Raw genomic sequence first — 21,450 nt, 5'->3', positions numbered from 1 at the left:
TCGAAACCATATCGTTTAAGGATCAAAAAATTGCCCGAAGCATTTCCAACCTATGAATCATCAAATTCTTTGAAAGCCTATGTTACTTCGCACTTGTTATTTTAGCCAGCTCCTTCAATAATTGTTTTTGACCAACCGACTTATCTCCATAAACGCTCGGTCCCGTAACACAACCGCCCTCACAAGCCATCACTTCGACAAATTGAGCAGGCACCTTTCCTGTTTTTGCATAAGCTCTAAGCAAGGACACATTCTTTTTATTCAGACCAGCAATCTGAATCGCACTGACAGAATCTTGCTGCAAACAAACTTTTACGGCATTCACAACACCACCGGTTTGTGCAAATCCATACGCCTCACGGGATGCTGTTGACAACAAAGAATATGGCTTAACAACATCTAAGTTGATTCCCATTCCTGTAAATATAGAAGCAACTTCCTCGAAAGTCAACGTATAATCCACACATGGATCCATTTTCACTTCCTTTCGTTTAGCTACGCAAGGTCCTACAAACACAATTTTAGCATCAGGTCTTTGCTCCTTCACCATCCGGGCTGTATAATACATAGGAGAACCTGTTGTCGACACATATTTCTTCAGGTCCGGAATATGTTTTTCCACTAACTGAATATAAGAAGGACAACAACTTGTTGTCATGAAGGCTTGTCCTTCATGAAGTTTCTCCTTCAATTCCTCGGCCTCATTTCTTGTCGTTTCCATCGCACCCTGTGCCACTTCCACTATATCCGTAAATCCTACCTGCTTTAATGCACCATAGATTTGTTCTTTAGAACATCCAAACTGGCCCAGTATAGAAGGAGCAACTATAGCAACAATTTCTGTTCCTTTCTTAATTTGCTGCAAGACATCAAAGACTTGAGATATCTCAAATATTGCACCAAAAGGACAAGCATTCAAACATTTACCACAATAAATACATTTCGATTCATCAATATGTTCGACTCCATACTCATCCTTACTAATTGCTTTGACAGGGCAAACTTCTTCACAAGGTATTGGTATATAGACAATCGCATGATATGGACAATTCTGATAACACTTTCCACAGCTAATACAGGTGTCATGGTCGATCTCGGCTTTCCCGTTTTTCTTGAAATGAATAGCATCTTTCGGACAATTCATGTAACAACTTCTCGCTACGCAACCACGGCACAAATTAGTTATTTCATAATTGACCGAAACACAAGAAGAACAAGCCTCATCTATCACACACATCAAATTTTCCTTTTGATTCTCTGTGCGTTCCAATGCCTGACTAGCATAACTTGATAAAGGGGTCAGCTCGTCTTTTTCGTCACTCATATCAAAACCCAACAACGGCAATGTCTTGTATTTTAAGACGGCTCTTTCTTTATATATACAACATCTCCCTTTAGGTTTCGCACGACGAGGACTCATTTCTATTGGCAAACGGTCAATTTCTTCAACCAATCGGTCTTCTTTCCATAACTTCACCAAATTAGCCAACAGACCATGACGAACGATCATTACATTATTAGTATACGCCATATACATTTTAATTTATCCTTTTATTTTGAAATAATTTCTTTTAATCTTCCAATAATATTGCTGCACTTTGTACATCGCCTCCAAATGGAGGATTCTGTTTAGCCAGCTTAAGCTGAATATGTTCTATTTGAGGGAAACGCCTTCTCAATGATTTTAGAATCCTTCCGGCCGCATGCTCAATTAACTTTGAAGGTACATTCATTTCCGACTTAACAACCTCATATATCTCTGCATAATTAATTGTACTATCCAAGTTATCATTTTCAATAGCCTGAACAAGATCGACTGTCACCATCAAATCAACAATAAACCAGTTGCCTACCCGAGTCTCCTGTGGATCAACGCCGTGATAAGCATAAAATCTCATTGACTTTAATTCAATCTTAGTTGTCATACCCAATCATTCCATTTATGGAGTTTTTCGAACTCATAATTCGGGTTTAAATATAGCCTAAATTAAACGTCTCTGCAAAAAAATAGTCTATATTTGCAAAACATTCGCTATAAATTGCCTTATGATTGGAAACAAACAAAAGAACGAAGAACAAACAAGTAACGGCCTACACAATGTGCTAGTTGCCGGAACTACGATTAAAGGGAACATTTCTACAGATACAGACTTCAGACTTGATGGAAAAGTCGAAGGTGATATCATTTGTCAAGCAAAAATCGTTGTCGGTCCTAAAGGATGTGTCAATGGCAACATCACTTCAAACAATGCTGAAATACATGGCAATGTGACTGGTTCCATCCATGTAAGTACCAAACTCGTATTAAAAGCGACCGCAACAATTCAAGGAGATATTACAGCTCCTAATATAGAAATTGAACCGAACGCTGTTTTCAACGGGAAATGTACCATGGATAACACCAGTCGCCTTCCTGAAAAGAATTCACCCAAGCAGAAATAAATAAAAAACCTTCTGATCAAAAACAAATTGCATCAATCAGAAGGTTACTATTACATAATTATTTATATAGATTTTATCCGCAACGAGAAGCTCCACAATTAGTACAAATCAAGCAACCTTCTTGATAAACCAAGGTTTCTTGACCGCAATTAGGACATTTCTGTCCTTTAGCTTCCGTACCATTAGGCAAATACTTTTTCAAGGCTCGCTCAACTCCATTTTTCCATGTATTGATTGATTCATTGCTTAAGTCCATTCCTTGAACCAACTTAATAACCTGATCAATAGGCATACCATAGCGCAATACTCCGGAAATCAGTTTAGCATAGTTCCAATATTCAGGATCAAACTTACCATCCAATCCTTCTATTGTCATCTTATAGCCCCGCTTGTTCTTAAATTGGAAATCATAATGTTTCTTTCCATCTTCATCATAGCTCTTGATGATCGAACCTTTTAATATATTTTTCGGAACCATGATTCCTTCTTCGTCATCAGCTAATCCTGTAAAGATCTCGTATGGACGGCCATTCAACAAACCAACAAACGCAATCCATTTCTCCTTCTTATTTTGAAAGCGAACAACATCGGCTTCCAATTCTCGAGGACGAGTAGAAACAATAACCGGTGGTTGCATACAATTGCAATCATCTTTCTTTTTCTTCTTGTCTGTTGCGATCAACACGCCCGAGCGAGAACCATCCCGGTAAACCGTACAACCTTTACATCCACTTTTCCAAGCTTCAACATATAATTGGTTTACCAAATCTTCCGTCACATTATTGGGCAGATTAATAGTCACACTAATTGAATGATCAACCCATTTCTGAATACGTCCTTGCATCCGGACTTTCTGCAACCAATCTACATCATTTGAAGTTGCTTTAAAATAAGGAGACTTTTCAACTAAACTATCAACTTCCTCTTGCGTGTATTTTTTCGTTACAGAATAACCATTGGCCTGCATCCAAGTCACAAACTTATGATGAAATACGATATATTCCTCAAAAGCATCGCCAGTTTCATCCACAAAGTCAACCCGGGCATCCGCATCATTCGGATTTACTTTTCTACGACGTTTGTAAACGGGTAAAAAGACAGGTTCTATTCCGGAAGTTGTCTGTGTCATCAAACTGGTCGTTCCTGTAGGAGCAATGGTCAAACAAGCGATATTACGACGACCATATTTCACCATATCCTCATACAAGGAAGGATCTGCTTCTTTTATACGATTAATAAACGGATTCTTTTCTTCACGCTTGGCATCATATATTTCAAACGCACCACGTTCTTTTGCCATATTCACAGACGAACGATAAGCCGCCAAAGCCAATGTACGCTGAACCTTCTCTGCAAAATCAGTAGCTTCTTCTGTGCCGTAACGCAAATTCAATGCAGCCAGCATATCTCCTTCTGCCGTAATACCAACTCCGGTACGACGTCCCATCAAAGTCTTTCGCTGAATTTTTTCCCACAGATAATGCTCCGGCTGCTTAATTTCCATCGATTCAGGATCTGATTCGATCTTCTTTAATATCAATTCAATCTTTTCAGATTCCAAATCAATAATATCATCCATGATACGCTGAGCTAATCCGATATGCTTCTTGAACAAATCAAAATCAAAATAAGCATCTTTCGTAAAAGGATTAACCACGTAAGAATAAAGATTGATTGCCAGCAAGCGACAGCTATCGTACGGACACAAAGGTATTTCACCACAAGGATTGGTTGATACAGTACGGAATCCTAAATCAGCATACGAGTCTGCTACAGATTCACGCAGAATAGTATCCCAGAATAGTACTCCCGGTTCTGCCGACTTCCATGCGTTATGGATAATCTTTTCCCACAATGCTGCAGCATTTATATCTTTTACATATTCTGGATTATCTGAATGAATAGGATATTGCTGACGATACATTTTATTATGGATGACAGCATCCATGAATTCATCATCAATCTTGACGGAAACATTGGCTCCTGTCACTTTCCCCTCTACCATTTTAGCATCGATGAAGGATTCTGAATCCGGATGCTTAATAGATACCGAAAGCATCAAGGCTCCACGACGGCCATCCTGTGCTACTTCACGGGTAGAATTGGAATATCTCTCCATAAAAGGAACAAGACCTGTTGAGGTCAAAGCCGAATTTTTCACAGGTGAACCTTTCGGACGGATATGAGATAAATCATGTCCCACACCACCTCTGCGTTTCATCAACTGAACCTGTTCCTCATCAATTCGGATAATAGCTCCATATGAATCAGCCGGGCCGTCTAAACCTATGACAAAGCAATTGGACAAGGAAGCAACCTGATAATCATTTCCGATTCCTGTCATCGGACTTCCCTGAGGAATTATATAACGGAAATGATCAAAAAGATCAAACAGTTCCTGCTCGGATAATGGATTAGGATACTTATTCTCAATCCGAGCTATTTCACGGGCCAAACGCCAATGCATATCCACCGGCGACTGCTCATAAATATTTCCAAAAGCATCTTTTAAGGCATATTTATTTACCCATACTTTCGCCGCTAGTTCATCACCGGTGAAGTATTCTAACGATGCCTTATAAGCTTCGTCAAAAGTATAGATTTTACGTTCCACAGCTATTCATTTATATAAATCAATAATTACAATATTTAGAATTAACCTTTCAGTAGACTCTCGATTTCTTCAACAGAAGTACGGAAAGACTTATTGGTATCTATCTGGTCCTTGATAGTTTTGCACGCATGCAAAACTGTTGCGTGGTCTTTCTTTCCAACAATCTTCCCAATATGAGAGAAAGAACAATCTGTATATTTCTTCGCCAAGTACATGGTTATTTGGCGTGCTTGAACTATTTCACGTTTACGAGAATTCGTTTGAATAGCAGCCTGCTCCAGATTAAAGTACTTGCAAACAGTTTCCTGAATTGACTGAACTGAAATCTGCTTCTTTTCCAAACGAACAGATAAGCTTACCACACGTTTGGTCAAAGACATATCTATTTCCTTGTTGTTCACCAATGAATTTGCCATCAATGAAACCAATATGCCTTCCAGATCCCGAACATTTTCCGTTACATTGTTTGCAATGAAATTAAATACGTCATCCGGTATTACGATACCATCATGGCTCATCTTATTTTTCAGGATTTTCTTTCGTAAATCCAAATCCGGACGACTTAATTCGGCTGTCAATCCCCACTTCAAACGGGTAAACAGACGCTCTTCCATACCCTGAAGTTCCACCGGAGGCTTATCCGATGTCAAAACAAGCTGCTTATTCAGCATGTGTAAATGATTAAATATATGGAAAAACGTATTCTGTGTCTTATCCTTACCAATAAATTCCTGTACATCATCCAGCAACAACACATCAACACCCTGGTAAAAATACAAGAAATCATTTACGTTGTTTTTACGAACAGCATCTGTAAATTGGGTACTAAACAGATGTGCAGATACATACAACACCTTTTTATTGGGATGCAGTTCCTGAATCCGATTACCTATTGCATGGCACAAATGGGTTTTACCCACACCAGATGCACCAAAAATAAACATCGGATTAAAGGCAGTCTTTCCCGGATTCTGGGCAATAGCCTCACTGGCTGAACGAACCAACTTATTACTTTCGCCCTCAAAATAGTTATCAAAACTATATTTAGGATTCAAGTAAGAATTCCAATCCTGAGGAGCACGCTGATCAAACAAACCAGGTACGGTAGAACGAACAGGAGCAGCTTTTACAGTGGGTTCCGGATGACAATCCATCATAGATCCTTCATCTGTCACATCACCATAAGTAGCCACACGATATATCAAAGACACCTCAGCCCCCATTACTCGCTGAACAACAGGCATCAATAAATTCTGGAAATTAGCTTCTATATATTCACCAAAGAAATTTGAGGGTACCAATATCCTAAATTCCTTCTTTTCATTAAATGAATAAGGAATTATCGGACGAAACCACGTATTAAACTGTTCCTCCGGGATGATGTCCCTAATAATTTCCAGGCACTTATTCCACAATATTTGACAATCAGACTGCATCGTTTTTATTTCTCCCAAAACTTTTTTTCGCTCTTATTCGGACTGCAAAGTTTAGAAATAAATTCTAAAAAAAAAAATCCTATTTGTCTTGTAATTTACAAATAAATTTATCTAGCTTAATCTCAACAACTTAATATACCATCCTAATAATCAGGTATTTATATTTTTAAAGATAGAAGAATTAAACCAAAAGCCCAATTTTCATTATCATTTTGTCAAAACCCGGTTAGCAGAAAGCAAACAGACAATAAAGCCTATCCTTCTAAAAAAGAAGATTTTATACTACCACCTTGATTCATCAAAAAGAATATCCGAAAATCAGAAAGACAAAAGTAAATTTTCTATATTCTTTTCTCCTAATCAAAATACCGAGAAATGCACATAACGCTTCGGATTCTCACGCAAATCCAATAATAGTTTTGAGGCATTATCTGTGGTTGCATTCAAGTTATCATACAAAGCCCGATCGTTCAGAAGCAAACCTAAGGTATTGTCCTTCGAATTAAACTTCTCTGTCGTTACTTTCAGATTAGCGAGCGTAGCATTGATGCTTTGAACGGTTGATTGCAAATCTAATGTTTTCAACTCGCCACTCACATCCGAGAAATTGGCAGTGATCGTTTTCAGGTTCGAAACAATCACCGGAACATCGCTTGCCAACAACTGATTTAACTGGCGAGTTGAAACTTCCAGGTTGGCTGTCGATTTTTCCACATGCTCCAATGACTGAGTCAAAGCTGGATGATTCACGATCTTTTCCAAACCTCCCAAGATTGAATCAATCTTCGGCAGCATGGCCTCAACCGAAGGTAACAGATCTTCTTGAACAGACTGCATCATATCTTCCGTCATCCGGCCTTCAATGCTATCTCCCGGCTTATAATAATCTGAAACGAATTTATTCAAATGGATATGAAGTTCAGCACCTCCCAAAAAACTATTGACGATGCTTATATAACTTCCCTTATTTATCTTCATCTCATCTTCCAGACTGATATCCACAAGGATCTTATCTTTTGACTCATAATCGTAACGGATTTCACGTACCAGACCAACTTTAAATCCTTCTACATAAACAGGGCTTGAAATAGTAACACCCTTTACATTCGAGAATACGACCTCATAGTGATTTACCGGCTTGAACAAATTAATACCTTTCAAATAATTGATTCCACAATAAAGTAAGATCAGGCTGATTATTGACACTAATCCTATCTTTGCTTCTTTGGTGAATACTTTTTTCATCTTATCCTGTTATTTTTTTAGTTTCAAATTAATTATTTACCTGCTTTCCATCTTTAAAGACTACAATATATGCATCTTTAAAGTCTTTTACGGTTTTACGCCATAGCTGCTTGATCTCTTTATAACTAGACGTTGATCCATAAAAGTATTTGTAAATACGTTTTCCCTTTACGCATTCAACCGGATCATAGCCTTTCAACAAACGAGAATTCGATGAAAGCGGCTTATCCGATGTCAAGATCTGAATCTTATAAATCGTACCGGTCTGTATCGGCTCTTGCGAAACCGTTTCAGAAGACATCTCTTCGGCTTTCGCCTGAGCTGCCAGACGTGCTTTCTTCTTCCGCAAGATATCTTCCTCACTTCCGGCAGGAGGATTCTCATCAAAATTCGTATCCTCTGCTTCCATTGTTACGGCCGGTACTGCAGATTCCGCAACGGTTGTTCTGACTTCAGCTCTTCCTTTTCCCAACGAGCCGACCTGCCGGACATCATACTCCTGCTTGTAACGGTCAAAAGCATCGGATATCGCCTTGGCCAATTGCTGCTGTCCGGATTCTGAAGCCAAATAACGTTCTTCGTCTCTATTTGAAATAAACCCGACTTCTATCAATACGCTCGGCATACTAGTCTTCCGCAAGACCAAGAAACCCGCCTGGCGAACACCCCGATCTTCACGTCTCGACGAAGCAAAGCGGGTTTGTATTTCAGAAGCAAAGGCAACGCTTTGCTGCATGTGCTTATTTTGAATAAACTCAAATATAATATACGATTCCGTCGAATTCGGATCAAATCCCTCATACTTCTGCTGATAATCATCTTCCAGTAAGATCGCCGAATTCTCCCGCATCGCCACTGCCAGGTTTTCTTCCGTACGAGCCAAACCCAATGTATAGGTTTCCGTTCCTTTTGCCTGATTCCCTTTAGCCACCGAGTTCGTATGAATGGATATAAACAAATCGGCTTTATTCCGATTAGCTATTTCTGCACGTTCATCCAATTCTACAAATTTGTCAGTACTACGGGTATAAACAATTTTCACATCTGAATGTTTACTGGAAATGAGCTTTCCCAGTTTTAAGGCGACCGATAAATTTATAGATTTCTCGTTGATGATTTTCCCCCGTGCTCCCGGATCTTTTCCTCCGTGACCAGCATCTATCACCACAACAAAATTTCGTTCTGCTGCTTGCACCAGCATCGTAGCAGCCATTAAGAACAATGCAAATGGTATAATATACAATAATCTACGAATCACCTTCTGGCATTATTGAAAAATTCGGTCACAAAGGTAATGTTTTTTTAATTTGACTGGCAAAACTTTAGATATAATTAAGAGCTATTCGGATTTCCCCAAAACTGGTTCTTATTAGAATGTTATTTTTTGACAGTTGTCGAAAAGCTTTTCCATATATGTGATAAAGCTTTTTGACAAATATGGAAAAGCTTTAGCATATCTGTCAAAAATATAAAAAGTAACTATCAAACAATTATTCCCCTATATTTTCATCCCAAAACCAAGTTTATTTTAAGCTAAAAACAGTACATTTGCAAAAAACAACAGCTTTATGAAAAAAACAATACATTTAATTTTAGGCATTCTCTGTATTATACCGAGTTTGTTTGCCCAAACAACATTCGACACTTTTTTTGAAAGAAAAAGTCTGCGAATTGATTTTTCCTTAAGTGGAAACGCAAAGCAACAATCTGCTGCGATTGAACAATTACGAAAGGAACCGGTATGGAGCGGACCTTTGAACAACTTGATTGATCAATTTTATTATGGAGGTTATTACGTCAATATCTATGACAAAGCAACAAACAAATTGATCTACTCCCGCGGATTCAATACCTTATTTGAGGAATGGAGAACAACCGACCAAGCCAATACAGAGACACAAGCTTGGACTAACAGTGTATCTGTTCCCTATCCCAAGAATCCAATTGTCATGGAATTGACGGCACGCGACCGGAACGACATGCAGTTTCATACCTTATTAAAAATGGACATCGATCCGACCAGTATCTTTATTGACCAGGGAAACTTAAAGGCCAATCGGGTAACTCCTATTCTAAGTAACGGAGATTCGCATGAAAAAGTCGATCTGGTCTTCTTGGCCGAAGGTTATACTGCTGCCGAACAAGATAAATTTGTAGCCGATGCCAAACGATTTATGGAAGCTTTGTTCAAAACACCCCCATACGACCAGCGTAAAAATGACTTTAACGTATGGGCTGTTGGTTGTATTTCTGAAGAATCCGGTACAGACAGTTCTGGTAAAGGTGTATTTAAGAACACCGCTTTCAATACAGGCTATTACACATTCGGTATTGATCGCTATTTAACGACCCGAGACATGAAGTCAATCCGTGATGCAGTCTGGAACGTTCCTACCGACGCGATCTTCATTCTCATCAATGCCGACACCTACGGAGGCGGAGGAATGTATAACTTCTATGCCTGTGGTACAGCCGATCATCCTAAAACTCCGGTTGTTTTCACACACGAATTCGGACACAGTTTCGCCGGACTTGCCGACGAATACTTCTCCTCTGAAGTAGCCTACAACGATTTCTATAATCTGAAATACGAACCTTGGGAACCCAACATTACCACATTGGTGAATTTTAATGCCAAGTGGAAAGACTTATTACCGGCTAATACACCGGTTCCGACTCCATTAGATGATGCCCATAAAGATAAATGTGGCGTTTTTGAAGGCGGTGGTTATTTATCGAAAGGTATATATCGCCCGATGGATCACTGTATGATGCGCGACTATGCACCTTTCTGTCCGGCATGTACAAGAGCCATTCACCGGATGATTGATTACTACTGCGACAAGAAATACTGATCCCTGCCAGATTACTTCTGGGCAGAAAAAAGGGAATCTTTTGTTTAGAGCAAGAGATTTCCTTTTTTGTTTGAAAGGGGAAAGAAACTTTTCAGACACAACGCATAATTCCAAGTAAAATCCTTATCTTTGCAAGATAAAACTTTCATCCAGTAAATAAATAGAATCTTATGGCAATTTACTTAAATGATGTATCAAGAACTTTTGGTGAATACTTGCTTATTCCTGGGTTAACAACAAAAGAATGTACACCGGCGAACGTATCGCTCAAAACTCCTCTTGTTAAACACAAAGCTGGCGAAAAAGCAGTTATCGAACTTAATATCCCGTTTGTATCAGCTATCATGCAATCTGTTTCAGGTCCTGATTTGGCTATTGAATTAGCTCGAAACGGCGGTTTGTCGTTTATATTCGGTTCTCAGCCAATCGAAAGCCAGGCAGAAATGGTTCGCAAAGTAAAGAAATTCAAAGCTGGATTCGTTGTTAGTGATTCAAACCTGACACCCAACCATACCTTGAAGGATGTAATAGCATTGGTTAAAAAGACCGGGCACTCAACCATAGGTATTACTGAAGATGGAACACCTAACGGGAAATTGCTGGGTATGGTAACCAGTCGTGATTATCGGGTTGAAAAGGATGATCCTGCAACTCCGGTAAAAGACTTTATGACTCCTTTCCAGAAACTGATTGTCGGTGAATTAGGTGTAACACTGAAAGAAGCCAACCAAATCATCTGGGATCATAAATTAAATACATTGCCTATTATCGACAAGAATCAGAACTTACAATATTTCGTATTCCGTAAAGATTACGACAGCCACCACGAAAACCCCAATGAATTGTCGGGCAAAGATAAAACATTGTTAGTGGGAGCCGGTATCAATACCCGCGATTACAAAGATCGTGTTCCGGCATTGGTAGCTGCAGGAGTTGATGTAGTATGTATTGACTCTTCTGACGGTTATTCTGAATGGCAATATGATACACTTCGTTGGATCAAAGAAACTTACGGAGACAAACTATTGGTTGGTGCCGGAAACGTAGTTGATCAGGAAGGTTTCAACTATTTGGTAGAAGCAGGAGCCGATTTCGTGAAAGTTGGTATCGGAGGAGGTTCTATTTGTATCACACGTGAGCAAAAAGGTATCGGACGCGGACAGGCTACAGCTTTGATTGATGTAGCAAGAGCACGCGATGCTTACTATGAAAAGACAGGTATTTATGTACCTATCTGTAGCGATGGTGGTTTAGTTCATGATTATCACATGGTATTGGCATTGGCAATGGGTGCAGACTTCTTGATGATGGGACGTTACTTTGCCCGCTTCGACGAATCACCTACCAAAAAATTAAAGATCGGAAACAGTTTCGTTAAAGAATACTGGGGAGAAGGTTCTAACCGAGCTAAAAACTGGCAGCGTTATGACATGGGCGGAAATGAAGCACTGAAATTTGAAGAAGGTGTTGACAGTTACGTTCCTTATGCCGGAAAGATGAAAGACAACCTGGAAGTAACGTTAGGCAAAATCAAGGCTACTATGTGCAGCTGTGGTTCAATCACCATTGAACAGTTACAGAAGAGCGCTAAAATCACCTTGGTTTCTTCAACTTCAATCGTAGAAGGTGGAGCTCACGACGTTATTCTGAAAGATCAGAATTAATTCCTGATAAATATAAAAACAAGTGTATCGAACCAATTAAGATATGGGTTTGATACACTTGTTTCATTTTATATCAATAAGTTGTTAATACAAACTGAAGTCCTGTGGTTTGATCACAAAGCCTACCCGAAGCATATTTTTATATTGATTATACTCCAATAAATTCTCACCATAACCATTATAATATTGGATAAAGAAGAACTGGTTTTCCCGTTTATTGAACTTATAACTTAATTCGAGTTGTGTATTAAACCCGAACCAGTCTTTCCTTTGAGTAATCAATGCTCCTATCTGCAAACGTTTATTACAAGTCCGATAGTTTACGGCAAATTGAAAGATACCATTATACTTCAGGATGTCTTTATTGTTCTCTCCATCAATAATCGGAATCCAGGTTTTAAACTGAGTTTCCCAATTATCATTCAAGACCAAAGCCCACGAGAAAGTTATCTTATTCCAACTTCGAGAGTCGATACTGTCCTTTCCGTTCGATTCATGTTCCAGCATCAAATAAGCCTTTCCGATATATTTATTATGACGGATGATCAGATGTCCTAATCCGATTCCCGGATTAAAGTTCAGGTCACGCATCGGAAGCGATTCCCGAAACACATCCCAAAAAGCTTTCTGCGTATATTGAATGAATAAATAAGAATCGAAAGGAAGTTTACTTTTCGTCAGTCTCTGGGAAATACTCAATTGGAACTTCACATCCGAATTATGCCCCGTCGGTTTGGTACCTAAAGGAATACCGCCTGAAAAATAGTTGTCACGGAACAACGTAAAATAAGGCATCTTATCCAATTCAGCACGCACACTATCCGCATTGTACTTCACTTTCACTGCTTCGTTCTTCTCCTCTAAAATCTGTCCCCACGATAAAGACGCAAAGAAACACATACACACAAGAATAATATATCTATTCATCTCTCTTTAACCAATCATTTTAAGGCCTCAAAGTTATTAAGAATAAAATCGTCCCTGAAAATTGACGAAATGTAAAAGTGTTCCATTTGTACGCGTTATTGTGCACTTTGGATTTTATTGTAAATTTGTTCTCTCAAAACAGACTAAAAGAAAAATGAAAAATCTATCAACGTATTATCAGGAACTCATACATACACTTTCTACCGAGAAAAATCAAGTAAACCAGAAAATCCATATCATCGGAACCATTCGATTGCTATTGGTCATCGGAGCCTTGCTTATGCTGTATGGATTTCATCAAGAAGGCTGGTATATAATCATGGAAATTATCTTGCTTTTCGGACTGCCTTTCATCGGATTGATGATCTTTCACAACCGATTATTCTTCAGACGGAAATATATCGATACCCAATCCGAACTTTTAGTTAATGAACAAAAAGGTCTTGACCTCGATTATCAGGCGTTTGATGGTGGTTCGGAATTTATCGAAGGAGAACATTCCTTCTCTTTAGACCTGGATCTGTTCGGAAACAAATCCCTTTTCCAAGCCATCAACCGAACAGTCACCGTACAAGGGAAAAAGCGATTAGCCACTTGGCTCAAACAACCATTAGACCAGAAAAACGATATATACCAACGGCAAGAAGCCATCCAGGAATTATCCAAACAGCCGGAACAATTACAAAGTTTCTATACCAACGGGAAAATGACACAAGAGGGAAGTAACAGCCTGCATAAGATGGAAGATCTGACCCAGGAATCATCCTTCTTCAGTCAAAGTTCATTTTGGAAAATCATGATTTGGATAATTCCTTCAGGCTGGATATTATTAGTCATCGGAAGTGTCATGGCTGGCATAGCAGAGAAATGGTTCGGAATTTATGCTGCCTTCAGTTTTGTTATTGCCTATTGGCGTGCCAAAGAAGTAAACCGGCTTTATCAGTCTGTCGACAAAATGGAGCTTATATTCAATGGATATGCTAACCTCATCAAGTGCATTGAGGAAAGAGAATTTTCCTCGCCCTTATTACAACAACTCAAACAGTGTTTTAAGCGCAACAACCTCTCAGCTTCCGAATCCTTGAAACAACTATCGCACCATATCGGAGCATTGAACCAACGTTTTAGTCTGGCAGGTGTATTATTGAATCTATTTTGTTTACGGGACATACGCCATGCCATCGCATTAGAAAGATGGAGACAACAGCATCAATCCGATATGTTATCCTGGATAGAAACACTAGGAACCTTCGATGCTTTCTATTCGTTAGGGAACTTTGCCTTCAACCATCCGAAGTATATTTATCCCGAAATAGCAGATACTTATTTCCAAATGCAAGGAAAAGGGCTCGGGCATCCGCTGATGAAACCGAATATCTGTGTAACCAATGATATTGATATTCCACAGAAACCCTGGTTCCTGATTATTACCGGAGCTAACATGGCAGGAAAAAGTACGTATCTGCGAACTATCGGAGTCAATTATTTACTGGCTTGTACCGGTTTGCCTGTCTGCGCGGAGAAACTGGTTGTTTATCCCGCTCATTTGGTAACCAGCCTGCGGACTTCAGACTCGCTGTCTGAAAATGAATCCTATTTCTTTGCGGAATTAAAACGGTTGAAAATGATCATCGACCGTTTACAAACAGGAGAAAAGCTATTCATCATCTTGGACGAAATCCTTAAAGGAACCAATTCCATCGACAAGCAAAAAGGTTCATTAGCCTTAATGAAACAATTGGTAGCCAACCAGAGCTGCGGTATTATTGCTACGCACGACTTGGTATTGGGAACTTTGGAACAAGAGTTTCCCGAACAAATCAAGAACTATTGCTTTGAAGCAGACATCCAAAATGACGAACTCAGCTTTTCCTACCGGATGCGACCCGGAATTGCACAAAACATGAACGCTTGCTTCTTAATGAAAAAAATGGGAATAACCGTCTGACTTGGTTATTCCCACATACTATCAGTTATTTCTTCTTCCCATATTGGGCCTTGATGCTTGGCAAGGCTTTCTCAATATCAGCAATTCGAGTAGCATCGCTGGGATGCGTACTCATGAATTCCGGAACTTTCCCGCTGGAGCCAGCCGACATTTTCTGCCAAAAGCCAACCGCTACATCCGGATTGTAACCAGCCATCGTCATCAAAACAAGTCCCATATAGTCGGCTTCCGTCTCATGTTTTCTGGAGAATGGAAGCATGACACCATATTGGGCACCCAAACCATAAACCGTTCCAGCGACCTGTTGTACCGCAGTACTCTTATTAGATACAGCAGCATTCAGAATAGCTCCGCCATATTGCGCCACGATTTGCTGGCTCATTCGCTCATTACTATGTTTAGCCACGGCATGAGCAACTTCATGCCCTACTACAACAGCCAATTCATCATCCGAAGAAACCAGATCCATCAACCCTTCATACACAACAATCTTTCCACCCGGCATACAAAAAGCATTTACCTGATTATCTTTTACCAGATTGAATTCCCAGGCAAAATTCTTGATTTCGCTCTCGAGACCATTCTGGCGAAGATAGGTTTCTGTTGCTGCCGCAATCTTTTTCCCTACACGAGTCACCATACTGGCATCCTTAGACGATGTAGATTTCTTAGCAGTCTTCATATAATCTGAATACTGTGTCAAGCTGGCCGACAAGACCTCCTGGTCACTGACCAGCAACAATTGTTTACGTCCGGTCAGCGGAACGCTTCCGCAACCATATAACATAAACAAAACTCCCATTGATAAAATCCACTTCTTCATATGCATATTATAGATCATTTATCAGTAACTCCTTTATAAAACATCCAGATTATTTACCGCCAGCCGGCAAATGTTCCAGCCAGTATTTAGCCATCGATTTACGCAAATGCAAGGTTGTTCCTTTACGTTCATAGATTCCATGGCTACGCATCGGGTAACTGATCTGTGAAAACATCTTACCATACTCTACCAACTTATCGACAAGCATCTCACAGCTCTGATAGTGTACATTGTCGTCTCCGGTTCCGTGGATTAACAACAAATTACCTTCCAATCCGTTGGCATACGTAATCGGAGAACCTTTCCGGTATCCTTCCGGATTATTCTGAGGTGTATTCATATACCGCTCCTGATAAATCGTATCATACAAGCGTTGATCAGATACAAAAGCAATGGCTATACCCGTACGGAATACCGAAGGATAACGGAACATACAATTCAACGTCTGGCTACCACCACCACTCCAGCCGGTAATACCGATACGACTCAAATCAATGAACGAATACTGACGGGCCAGATCCTGAATACCTCTTGCCTGATCTTCACAAGCAAAGGTTCCGACTTCTCCATAGATACATTTACGCCATTCACGGCCTCGGGGAGCATTGGCTCCACGGTTTTCGATACTGACATAAATATATCCTTGATTTACCATATACTGATTCCATAAATCTCCACCGGACCAAACATCCTGAACCGTTGATCCTGCCGGTTCGCCATAGACCTCAATAATCACCGGATACTTTTTATTCGGATCAAAATTGGCAGGTTTGATCATGCACACATCGAGCATCAGGTCGCCACTCTTTGCCTTTACAAACTCTTTCGGACGCAACCCCAAAGTCTGATACTGTGCTTTGGCTTCCGCATTATCTTCAATCATCCGTACCGACTTATGTCCCGGGAAAGAAACCATATCTATTACCGGAGGTGTTACGGCGTTACTGAATGTATGTACCGCCCACTTTCCTGTCGGAGACATGGAATAACTATGCTGACCGGCTTCATCCATCGGACTCTCCCGCTTTACTTCTCCTTTACCAAACAACTTGGCACTATACAGATAGCGCTGAGTAAAGTTATCAGGCGAAGCGATAAAGTAAACCAAACCTTTCTTCATATCCATACCCACTGTCGAGATATAATCAAAATCTCCGGCTGTAATCGGTTGGATATCTTTTCCATCCCGGCTCACCCGATATAAATGACGCCAACCGCTCCGTTCGCTTTCCCAGGTAAAATACTGATTGTCTTTCAGCCAACGGATATGATCGTTCGTATCAACCCAAGCCTTATCCTCGTCAGTAAAAATATGTTCCGGCTTACTGCTTCCAATTTGGGCAATCCACACTTTATTGGTATTCTGCGGACGGTTCAGCTGCTGGATAAACAATTCGTTGCTGTTTGGTATAAATTCCATACGTGGAATATAGTTGTTTCTCGGATCTCCCGGAATATCAATCCAGGTTGTTGCTCCACCATTCACCGATACATAACCCACCTTTACGGCCGAATTGGTTGTTCCAGCTTTCGGATAAGGGAAATGAAGAATCTTCGGATACAAAGAATCCACATTATTGATCATATCGAATACTCCAGTTCCTTCAGTATCACTCTGCCAATAAGCAATGTACTGACCATCCGGACTCCAACGGAAACCATCCCGGCAAGCAAACTCTTCCTCATACACCCAGTCGAATGTTCCGTTGACAATGGTTTCACTGCCATCCGTTGTCAGTTGCTTAACAGACTGAGAAGCGAGATCTTCTACATAAATATTATTTTCTGATACATAAGCCACCTTGGATGCATCCGGAGAAAATTTGGCAAACATCAAAGAAGATTCCGGACGATCCTTTCCGATTTGACGGAAACTTTTATCCGACAAATCCAACACCCAATAATCGCCCCTTGTATCATATCTCCAAACCCGCTGCGTATTGGTATAAACCAAAACCTTACGATTGTCAGCACTCCAGGAAATACTTCGTACCGGAACCGGTTTACCGGTTGCCTTATCTACAAACAAAGAGGCAGGAATCAAGACTTCTCTTGCATTATCTTTCGCCCGATAAGAAACGATATCCGTACCACCCTGCTCTGCATTGGCTTCCACCCGGCTGTAATGTTCACCATCTTTGAGCCAGCTCATCGCTCCCATTCCTTTTGTCTGAATAATCTTACCCGCAACAACATCTTCCAGATTTAATTGCACTTGCGCCTGCGATCCACCACCTAACAGCAAAAGTATCGCAGTCAACCATCCTGTCCATTTCATGATATTTATTCTTTTGTCAATTATTGTTTAATTTTATCTACCGTAAAGATAGTTCTAATTTCTTTTCAAACGATCTTTTTTCAAGTAAAATCTATATTCACTAACCATTTTCTTCTAACTATCCTCTCCAGACAAGAAATCGGCTTTGAATCACTTCATCTACCAGATAACCAGGTAAATAAAACAGACATGAATGATAATTCCGCAAACAAATCATACGTTTTATTTCAAAAGCCTATACCATTCCAAACAAAACCAACGAAAACCGGAAATGATTCTCACGAGTTTCGTTTTTGATTCTCGTAAGTTTCTATTCCCAAACACGCCGGCTTTTCATCAAAACACGCCGGCTCTTCGGAAAAAGCCGGCGTGTTTGAAGATAAAAAAGGCAGTTATCGCCTTCCCTTAATATAGGTAAAGCAACAACTGCCTAACTATCCTTCTTGATTATCTTACCTTATTTAATATGAAGTTTATCCTTGATAGCCTGAGGAAGAGCATCCTTGTGAACAACAATATTCATCGTCTTATACTTCACAAAGTTTTCAGAGATATACCAAGTACCTTTGTATTTATTGTCAGTTCCCCAAGAGTTCTTGATCATATAAAACTTCTTTCCTGTCTGATCTTTGGCAATACCGTAAATCTGCATTCCATGGTCGTCAGTCGTTTCATAATTATCATAAGCTTCCTGACGCATTTCTTGCGTAATTTCCAACTCTTTGCAAGGTTTCTCCATCATCTTTTTGATTTCGGCATCCTTTTCAGAAGTACTCAAACCTAACCAACGATCCTGGTCAGAACCACTACGTTCCATTGATTCGATATCAGGAATCACACCGATTCCATTACGAGTAAAGCCCTTTTCACTCACATCTGCACCCCAAGCAATCGTATATCCAGTATTGATTGCATTCTCAAATACCTGCATCAGTTCATCGATCGGCAAATTGTATGAAGTAGCCCAACGCCAGTTGTCCTGTACTTCAATAGCAAATTCAGAATAGAACGGATGATGTGTATAAGAAGTCAAAGAAACATAATCATCCGGATTAATTCCTAATTCAGCCGCAAAGCTTTTCGGAGTATATTCTTTTCCGTTATAAGTAAACTTCTCCGGAGCTGTACCTAAATAAGCATCAATAATTCCGTCAAATCCTTTTTTCCAAGCAGTAGAAAGTTTGCGGTTCGGATTCTTGATAATTTCATCCAAGTAAGCACGAGATGCACTTTCCAACTCATTATGAACGTGCATGTCTTCGCCGTATTGCAAACCGTTCATCACCGATTCCGGAACAATACCATAATCTTTCCATGCTTGCAACACGTCTTCAAAAGAACCACCTTGTGCATAGTTCAACTCACCATGCAAACGAACAAATTTCTCTGCTTTATCCTTATAGTTTTTGCTAACAATAAACATTTCAGACAAGTCATATTCACCTTTACCCATACGCAACAATTCTGATTCCAAGAATCCCAGCGTAGAGAAACACCAACATGTACCTGTACGATTCTGATTTTTAACCGGTGTTATCTTTAATTCCTTTACTGTTGTAAACACATAGCCTTCATCTTCGGTCTTCTTTTTGTCTTTAGCCGAAACAGAAGAAAGCGCAAATGCCAGCATCAATGCTGATACAAAAAATTTCTTCATGATATAATGAATATTAAATTAATACAATTTAGACAGCAAATATACAAAATTGTATGGATTATACAAGTTTATTTTTATATTTGCATATTGTATTACAGACAAGATCATTATTCACCTTAAAACGTACCAGATTATGAAAAGAAGAAATTTCATTACGAGTTCTCTTTTACTTGGAGCGGGCCTGCCTTTAGGATTAACAACAACGACCACGTCGTGTAGCGGACCTTCCTCAACAGATGCTGCCTCTTCTGCAGCCAAACAATTTACCCCTGAAGAATTGGGCATGTTTTCATTCGTTGACATTGCACCAGACGGAAAACCATTGAAAGCAGCTTTAATTGGTAATGGAGACCGTGGAACCGGCGCAGCCTGCCAGTTTTTGGAAGCCGGCCCCAATGTTTCGATCATTGCTTTGGCTGACATTTTCAAAGACAGACAAGATGCTTGTCGGAAAGTATTAAAAGAAAAGTATAACAACGACGTTCCCGACGAGAACTGTTTCTTAGGCTTCGATGCGTATAAGAAAGTATTGGCTATGCCGGAAATTGATGTTGTTCTGCTTTGTACTCCTACTCATTTCCGCCCGGAACAGTTTAAGGCTGCGGTAGAAGCCAAGAAACACATTTTCATGGAAAAGCCTTGTGCAGTTGATCCTTCCGGTATTCGTACTGTTATTGCTGCTGCAAAAGTAGCCGAAACAGCCGGTTTAACTGTTATTACCGGTAATCAGCGCCGTCATCGCCGTGATTATTGGGAAGCTTATGTAAATGTAAGAAACGGTATGATCGGTGATATCGTAGCCACTTCTGCACATTGGGATCAAGGCGCTTGGTGGAACAAGAAAAAACGTCCGGAATGGAGCGATATGGAATACTGTATCCGCAACTGGTTTAACATCAAATGGCTCAGTGGTGACCATATCTTGGACCAAGCCGTACATAATATAGATATCGTTACCTGGTTCATGGGCGAACGTCCACAATCAGCAACTGGATTCGGAGGACGTGTACGCCGTCTGACAGGAGATATTTACGATAACTTTGCCTGCGATTATACTTATGCCGGTAACAAACGCATGTTTTGTACTGCCCGTCAGATAGACGGTTGCGAAGGAAATGTTTCTGAACGCATCATCGGTACGAAAGGTGTAGCTTTACTCAGCGACAATAACACCATACACTTTGAAGATTTCCAAGGAAATACTATCTGGAAATATGATTATGATGCCAAGCCGGTCAAGAATCCATATAACCAAGAACATATTCACCTGGTAGAATCTATCCGACTGAACAAGAAAATCAATCAGGCTCTTGATTTGGCTTATTCTACCCAAGTTGCCATTCTCGGTCGCGAGGCAGCTTACACAGGTAATCGAATTACATGGGATGAAATCATGGCTTCTACTCTTCGCTATGGTCCGACTGAATATAAGCTCGGTCCGTTACCTGATTATCATGAAGGAGAAGCTCCTCGTCCAGGAAAAGATCCATCTGCTCCGATGTAATGAATTAACTCACTATTGATACAAATCCCCGAGAAAAAGTCGGTCATCCTTTTTCCC

General features: G+C 40.0%; 15 protein-coding genes. 5 read left to right on the top strand and 10 right to left on the bottom strand.

The annotated features are described in order from the left end of the window. Positions 1-82: 82 nt before the first annotated feature. On the bottom strand, positions 83-1,531 hold the full coding sequence (locus MUN53_RS03870; protein ID WP_243323506.1) for a monomeric [FeFe] hydrogenase: 1,449 nt from the start codon (positions 1,529-1,531) through the stop codon (positions 83-85). A gap of 40 nt (positions 1,532-1,571) precedes the next feature. Then, positions 1,572-1,925, bottom strand: a complete 354-nt coding sequence (gene folB / locus MUN53_RS03865) for a dihydroneopterin aldolase (protein ID WP_243323505.1) — start codon at positions 1,923-1,925, stop codon at positions 1,572-1,574. A 121-nt stretch (positions 1,926-2,046) separates the two neighbouring features. Between folB and MUN53_RS03860 the strand changes: the two genes are divergently transcribed. Further along, the gene (locus MUN53_RS03860; protein ID WP_243323504.1) at positions 2,047-2,442 is read left to right on the top strand and encodes a bactofilin family protein; all 396 of its coding nucleotides are present in this window, start codon (positions 2,047-2,049) and stop codon (positions 2,440-2,442) included. Positions 2,443-2,515: 73 nt separating this feature from the next. Here the strand turns inward: MUN53_RS03860 and MUN53_RS03855 are convergent, their stop codons facing one another. From MUN53_RS03855 to MUN53_RS03840, 4 genes are all read right to left on the bottom strand, one after another. Then, positions 2,516-5,056: an adenosylcobalamin-dependent ribonucleoside-diphosphate reductase gene (locus MUN53_RS03855; protein ID WP_022455709.1), complete on the bottom strand. Its 2,541-nt coding sequence runs from the start codon at positions 5,054-5,056 to the stop codon at positions 2,516-2,518. Between the two features lie 41 nt (positions 5,057-5,097). Next, entirely contained in the window at positions 5,098-6,492 is a 1,395-nt protein-coding gene (gene dnaA / locus MUN53_RS03850) for a chromosomal replication initiator protein DnaA (RefSeq protein ID WP_243323559.1), read from the bottom strand. Between the two features lie 360 nt (positions 6,493-6,852). After that, on the bottom strand, positions 6,853-7,737 hold the full coding sequence (locus MUN53_RS03845; RefSeq protein ID WP_022455712.1) for an MlaD family protein: 885 nt from the start codon (positions 7,735-7,737) through the stop codon (positions 6,853-6,855). Positions 7,738-7,765: 28 nt separating this feature from the next. After that, complete coding sequence (locus tag MUN53_RS03840; RefSeq protein ID WP_243323558.1) at positions 7,766-8,950, bottom strand: N-acetylmuramoyl-L-alanine amidase family protein; 1,185 nt, start codon at positions 8,948-8,950, stop codon at positions 7,766-7,768. Between the two features lie 355 nt (positions 8,951-9,305). Between MUN53_RS03840 and MUN53_RS03835 the strand changes: the two genes are divergently transcribed. Continuing rightward, complete coding sequence (locus MUN53_RS03835; protein WP_243323503.1) at positions 9,306-10,592, top strand: M64 family metallopeptidase; 1,287 nt, start codon at positions 9,306-9,308, stop codon at positions 10,590-10,592. Between the two features lie 170 nt (positions 10,593-10,762). Further along, a complete protein-coding gene (locus tag MUN53_RS03830) occupies positions 10,763-12,256 on the top strand; it encodes an IMP dehydrogenase (RefSeq protein ID WP_243323501.1) in 1,494 nt (497 codons plus the stop codon). Positions 12,257-12,340: 84 nt separating this feature from the next. Here the strand turns inward: MUN53_RS03830 and MUN53_RS03825 are convergent, their stop codons facing one another. Further along, positions 12,341-13,156 carry a phospholipase A gene (locus MUN53_RS03825; RefSeq protein ID WP_394803037.1) on the bottom strand — a complete coding sequence of 272 codons (816 nt, stop codon included), beginning with the start codon at positions 13,154-13,156 and terminating at the stop codon, positions 12,341-12,343. 181 nt (positions 13,157-13,337) lie between these two features. On the opposite strand from MUN53_RS03825, the gene MUN53_RS03820 reads away from it, so the two are divergent. After that, entirely contained in the window at positions 13,338-15,131 is a 1,794-nt protein-coding gene (locus MUN53_RS03820; protein ID WP_243323499.1) for a MutS family DNA mismatch repair protein, read from the top strand. A 25-nt stretch (positions 15,132-15,156) separates the two neighbouring features. On the opposite strand, the gene MUN53_RS03815 is transcribed toward MUN53_RS03820, so the two are convergent. From MUN53_RS03815 to MUN53_RS03805, 3 genes are all read right to left on the bottom strand, one after another. After that, positions 15,157-15,954 carry a M48 family metallopeptidase gene (locus MUN53_RS03815; protein ID WP_243323498.1) on the bottom strand — a complete coding sequence of 266 codons (798 nt, stop codon included), beginning with the start codon at positions 15,952-15,954 and terminating at the stop codon, positions 15,157-15,159. 49 nt (positions 15,955-16,003) lie between these two features. Further along, positions 16,004-18,232 (bottom strand): S9 family peptidase, encoded by a 2,229-nt coding sequence (locus MUN53_RS03810; protein ID WP_243323497.1) that lies wholly within the window; start codon positions 18,230-18,232, stop codon positions 16,004-16,006. Positions 18,233-18,689: 457 nt separating this feature from the next. Continuing rightward, positions 18,690-19,889, bottom strand: coding sequence for a C1 family peptidase (locus MUN53_RS03805; RefSeq protein ID WP_243323496.1), 1,200 nt, complete (start codon positions 19,887-19,889; stop codon positions 18,690-18,692). 133 nt (positions 19,890-20,022) lie between these two features. Here MUN53_RS03805 and MUN53_RS03800 point away from each other — a divergent pair, with 133 nt between their 5' ends. After that, positions 20,023-21,393, top strand: coding sequence for a Gfo/Idh/MocA family protein (locus tag MUN53_RS03800; protein WP_243323495.1), 1,371 nt, complete (start codon positions 20,023-20,025; stop codon positions 21,391-21,393). Positions 21,394-21,450 lie beyond the last annotated feature (57 nt).

The sequence above is a fragment of the Parabacteroides faecalis genome (genome assembly GCF_022809355.1).
Lineage (GTDB): Bacteria > Bacteroidota > Bacteroidia > Bacteroidales > Tannerellaceae > Parabacteroides > Parabacteroides faecalis.
This window is presented reverse-complemented; position numbering and strand designations above follow the sequence as displayed.

Bases quoted from the DNA above. Each gene is read 5' to 3' on its own strand.
- MUN53_RS03870 (WP_243323506.1), bottom strand. From the start codon at position 1,531: ATGGCGTATACTAATAATGTAATGATCGTTCGTCATGGTCTGTTGGCT.
- folB (WP_243323505.1), bottom strand. From the start codon at position 1,925: ATGACAACTAAGATTGAATTAAAGTCAATGAGATTTTATGCTTATCAC.
- MUN53_RS03860 (WP_243323504.1), top strand. From the start codon at position 2,047: ATGATTGGAAACAAACAAAAGAACGAAGAACAAACAAGTAACGGCCTA.
- dnaA (WP_243323559.1), bottom strand. From the start codon at position 6,492: ATGCAGTCTGATTGTCAAATATTGTGGAATAAGTGCCTGGAAATTATT.
- MUN53_RS03845 (WP_022455712.1), bottom strand. From the start codon at position 7,737: ATGAAAAAAGTATTCACCAAAGAAGCAAAGATAGGATTAGTGTCAATA.
- MUN53_RS03840 (WP_243323558.1), bottom strand. From the start codon at position 8,950: ATGGCTGCTACGATGCTGGTGCAAGCAGCAGAACGAAATTTTGTTGTG.
- MUN53_RS03835 (WP_243323503.1), top strand. From the start codon at position 9,306: ATGAAAAAAACAATACATTTAATTTTAGGCATTCTCTGTATTATACCG.
- MUN53_RS03830 (WP_243323501.1), top strand. From the start codon at position 10,763: ATGGCAATTTACTTAAATGATGTATCAAGAACTTTTGGTGAATACTTG.
- MUN53_RS03825 (WP_394803037.1), bottom strand. From the start codon at position 13,156: ATGTGTTTCTTTGCGTCTTTATCGTGGGGACAGATTTTAGAGGAGAAG.
- MUN53_RS03820 (WP_243323499.1), top strand. From the start codon at position 13,338: ATGAAAAATCTATCAACGTATTATCAGGAACTCATACATACACTTTCT.
- MUN53_RS03815 (WP_243323498.1), bottom strand. From the start codon at position 15,954: ATGAAGAAGTGGATTTTATCAATGGGAGTTTTGTTTATGTTATATGGT.
- MUN53_RS03810 (WP_243323497.1), bottom strand. From the start codon at position 18,232: ATGAAATGGACAGGATGGTTGACTGCGATACTTTTGCTGTTAGGTGGT.
- MUN53_RS03805 (WP_243323496.1), bottom strand. From the start codon at position 19,889: ATGAAGAAATTTTTTGTATCAGCATTGATGCTGGCATTTGCGCTTTCT.
- MUN53_RS03800 (WP_243323495.1), top strand. From the start codon at position 20,023: ATGAAAAGAAGAAATTTCATTACGAGTTCTCTTTTACTTGGAGCGGGC.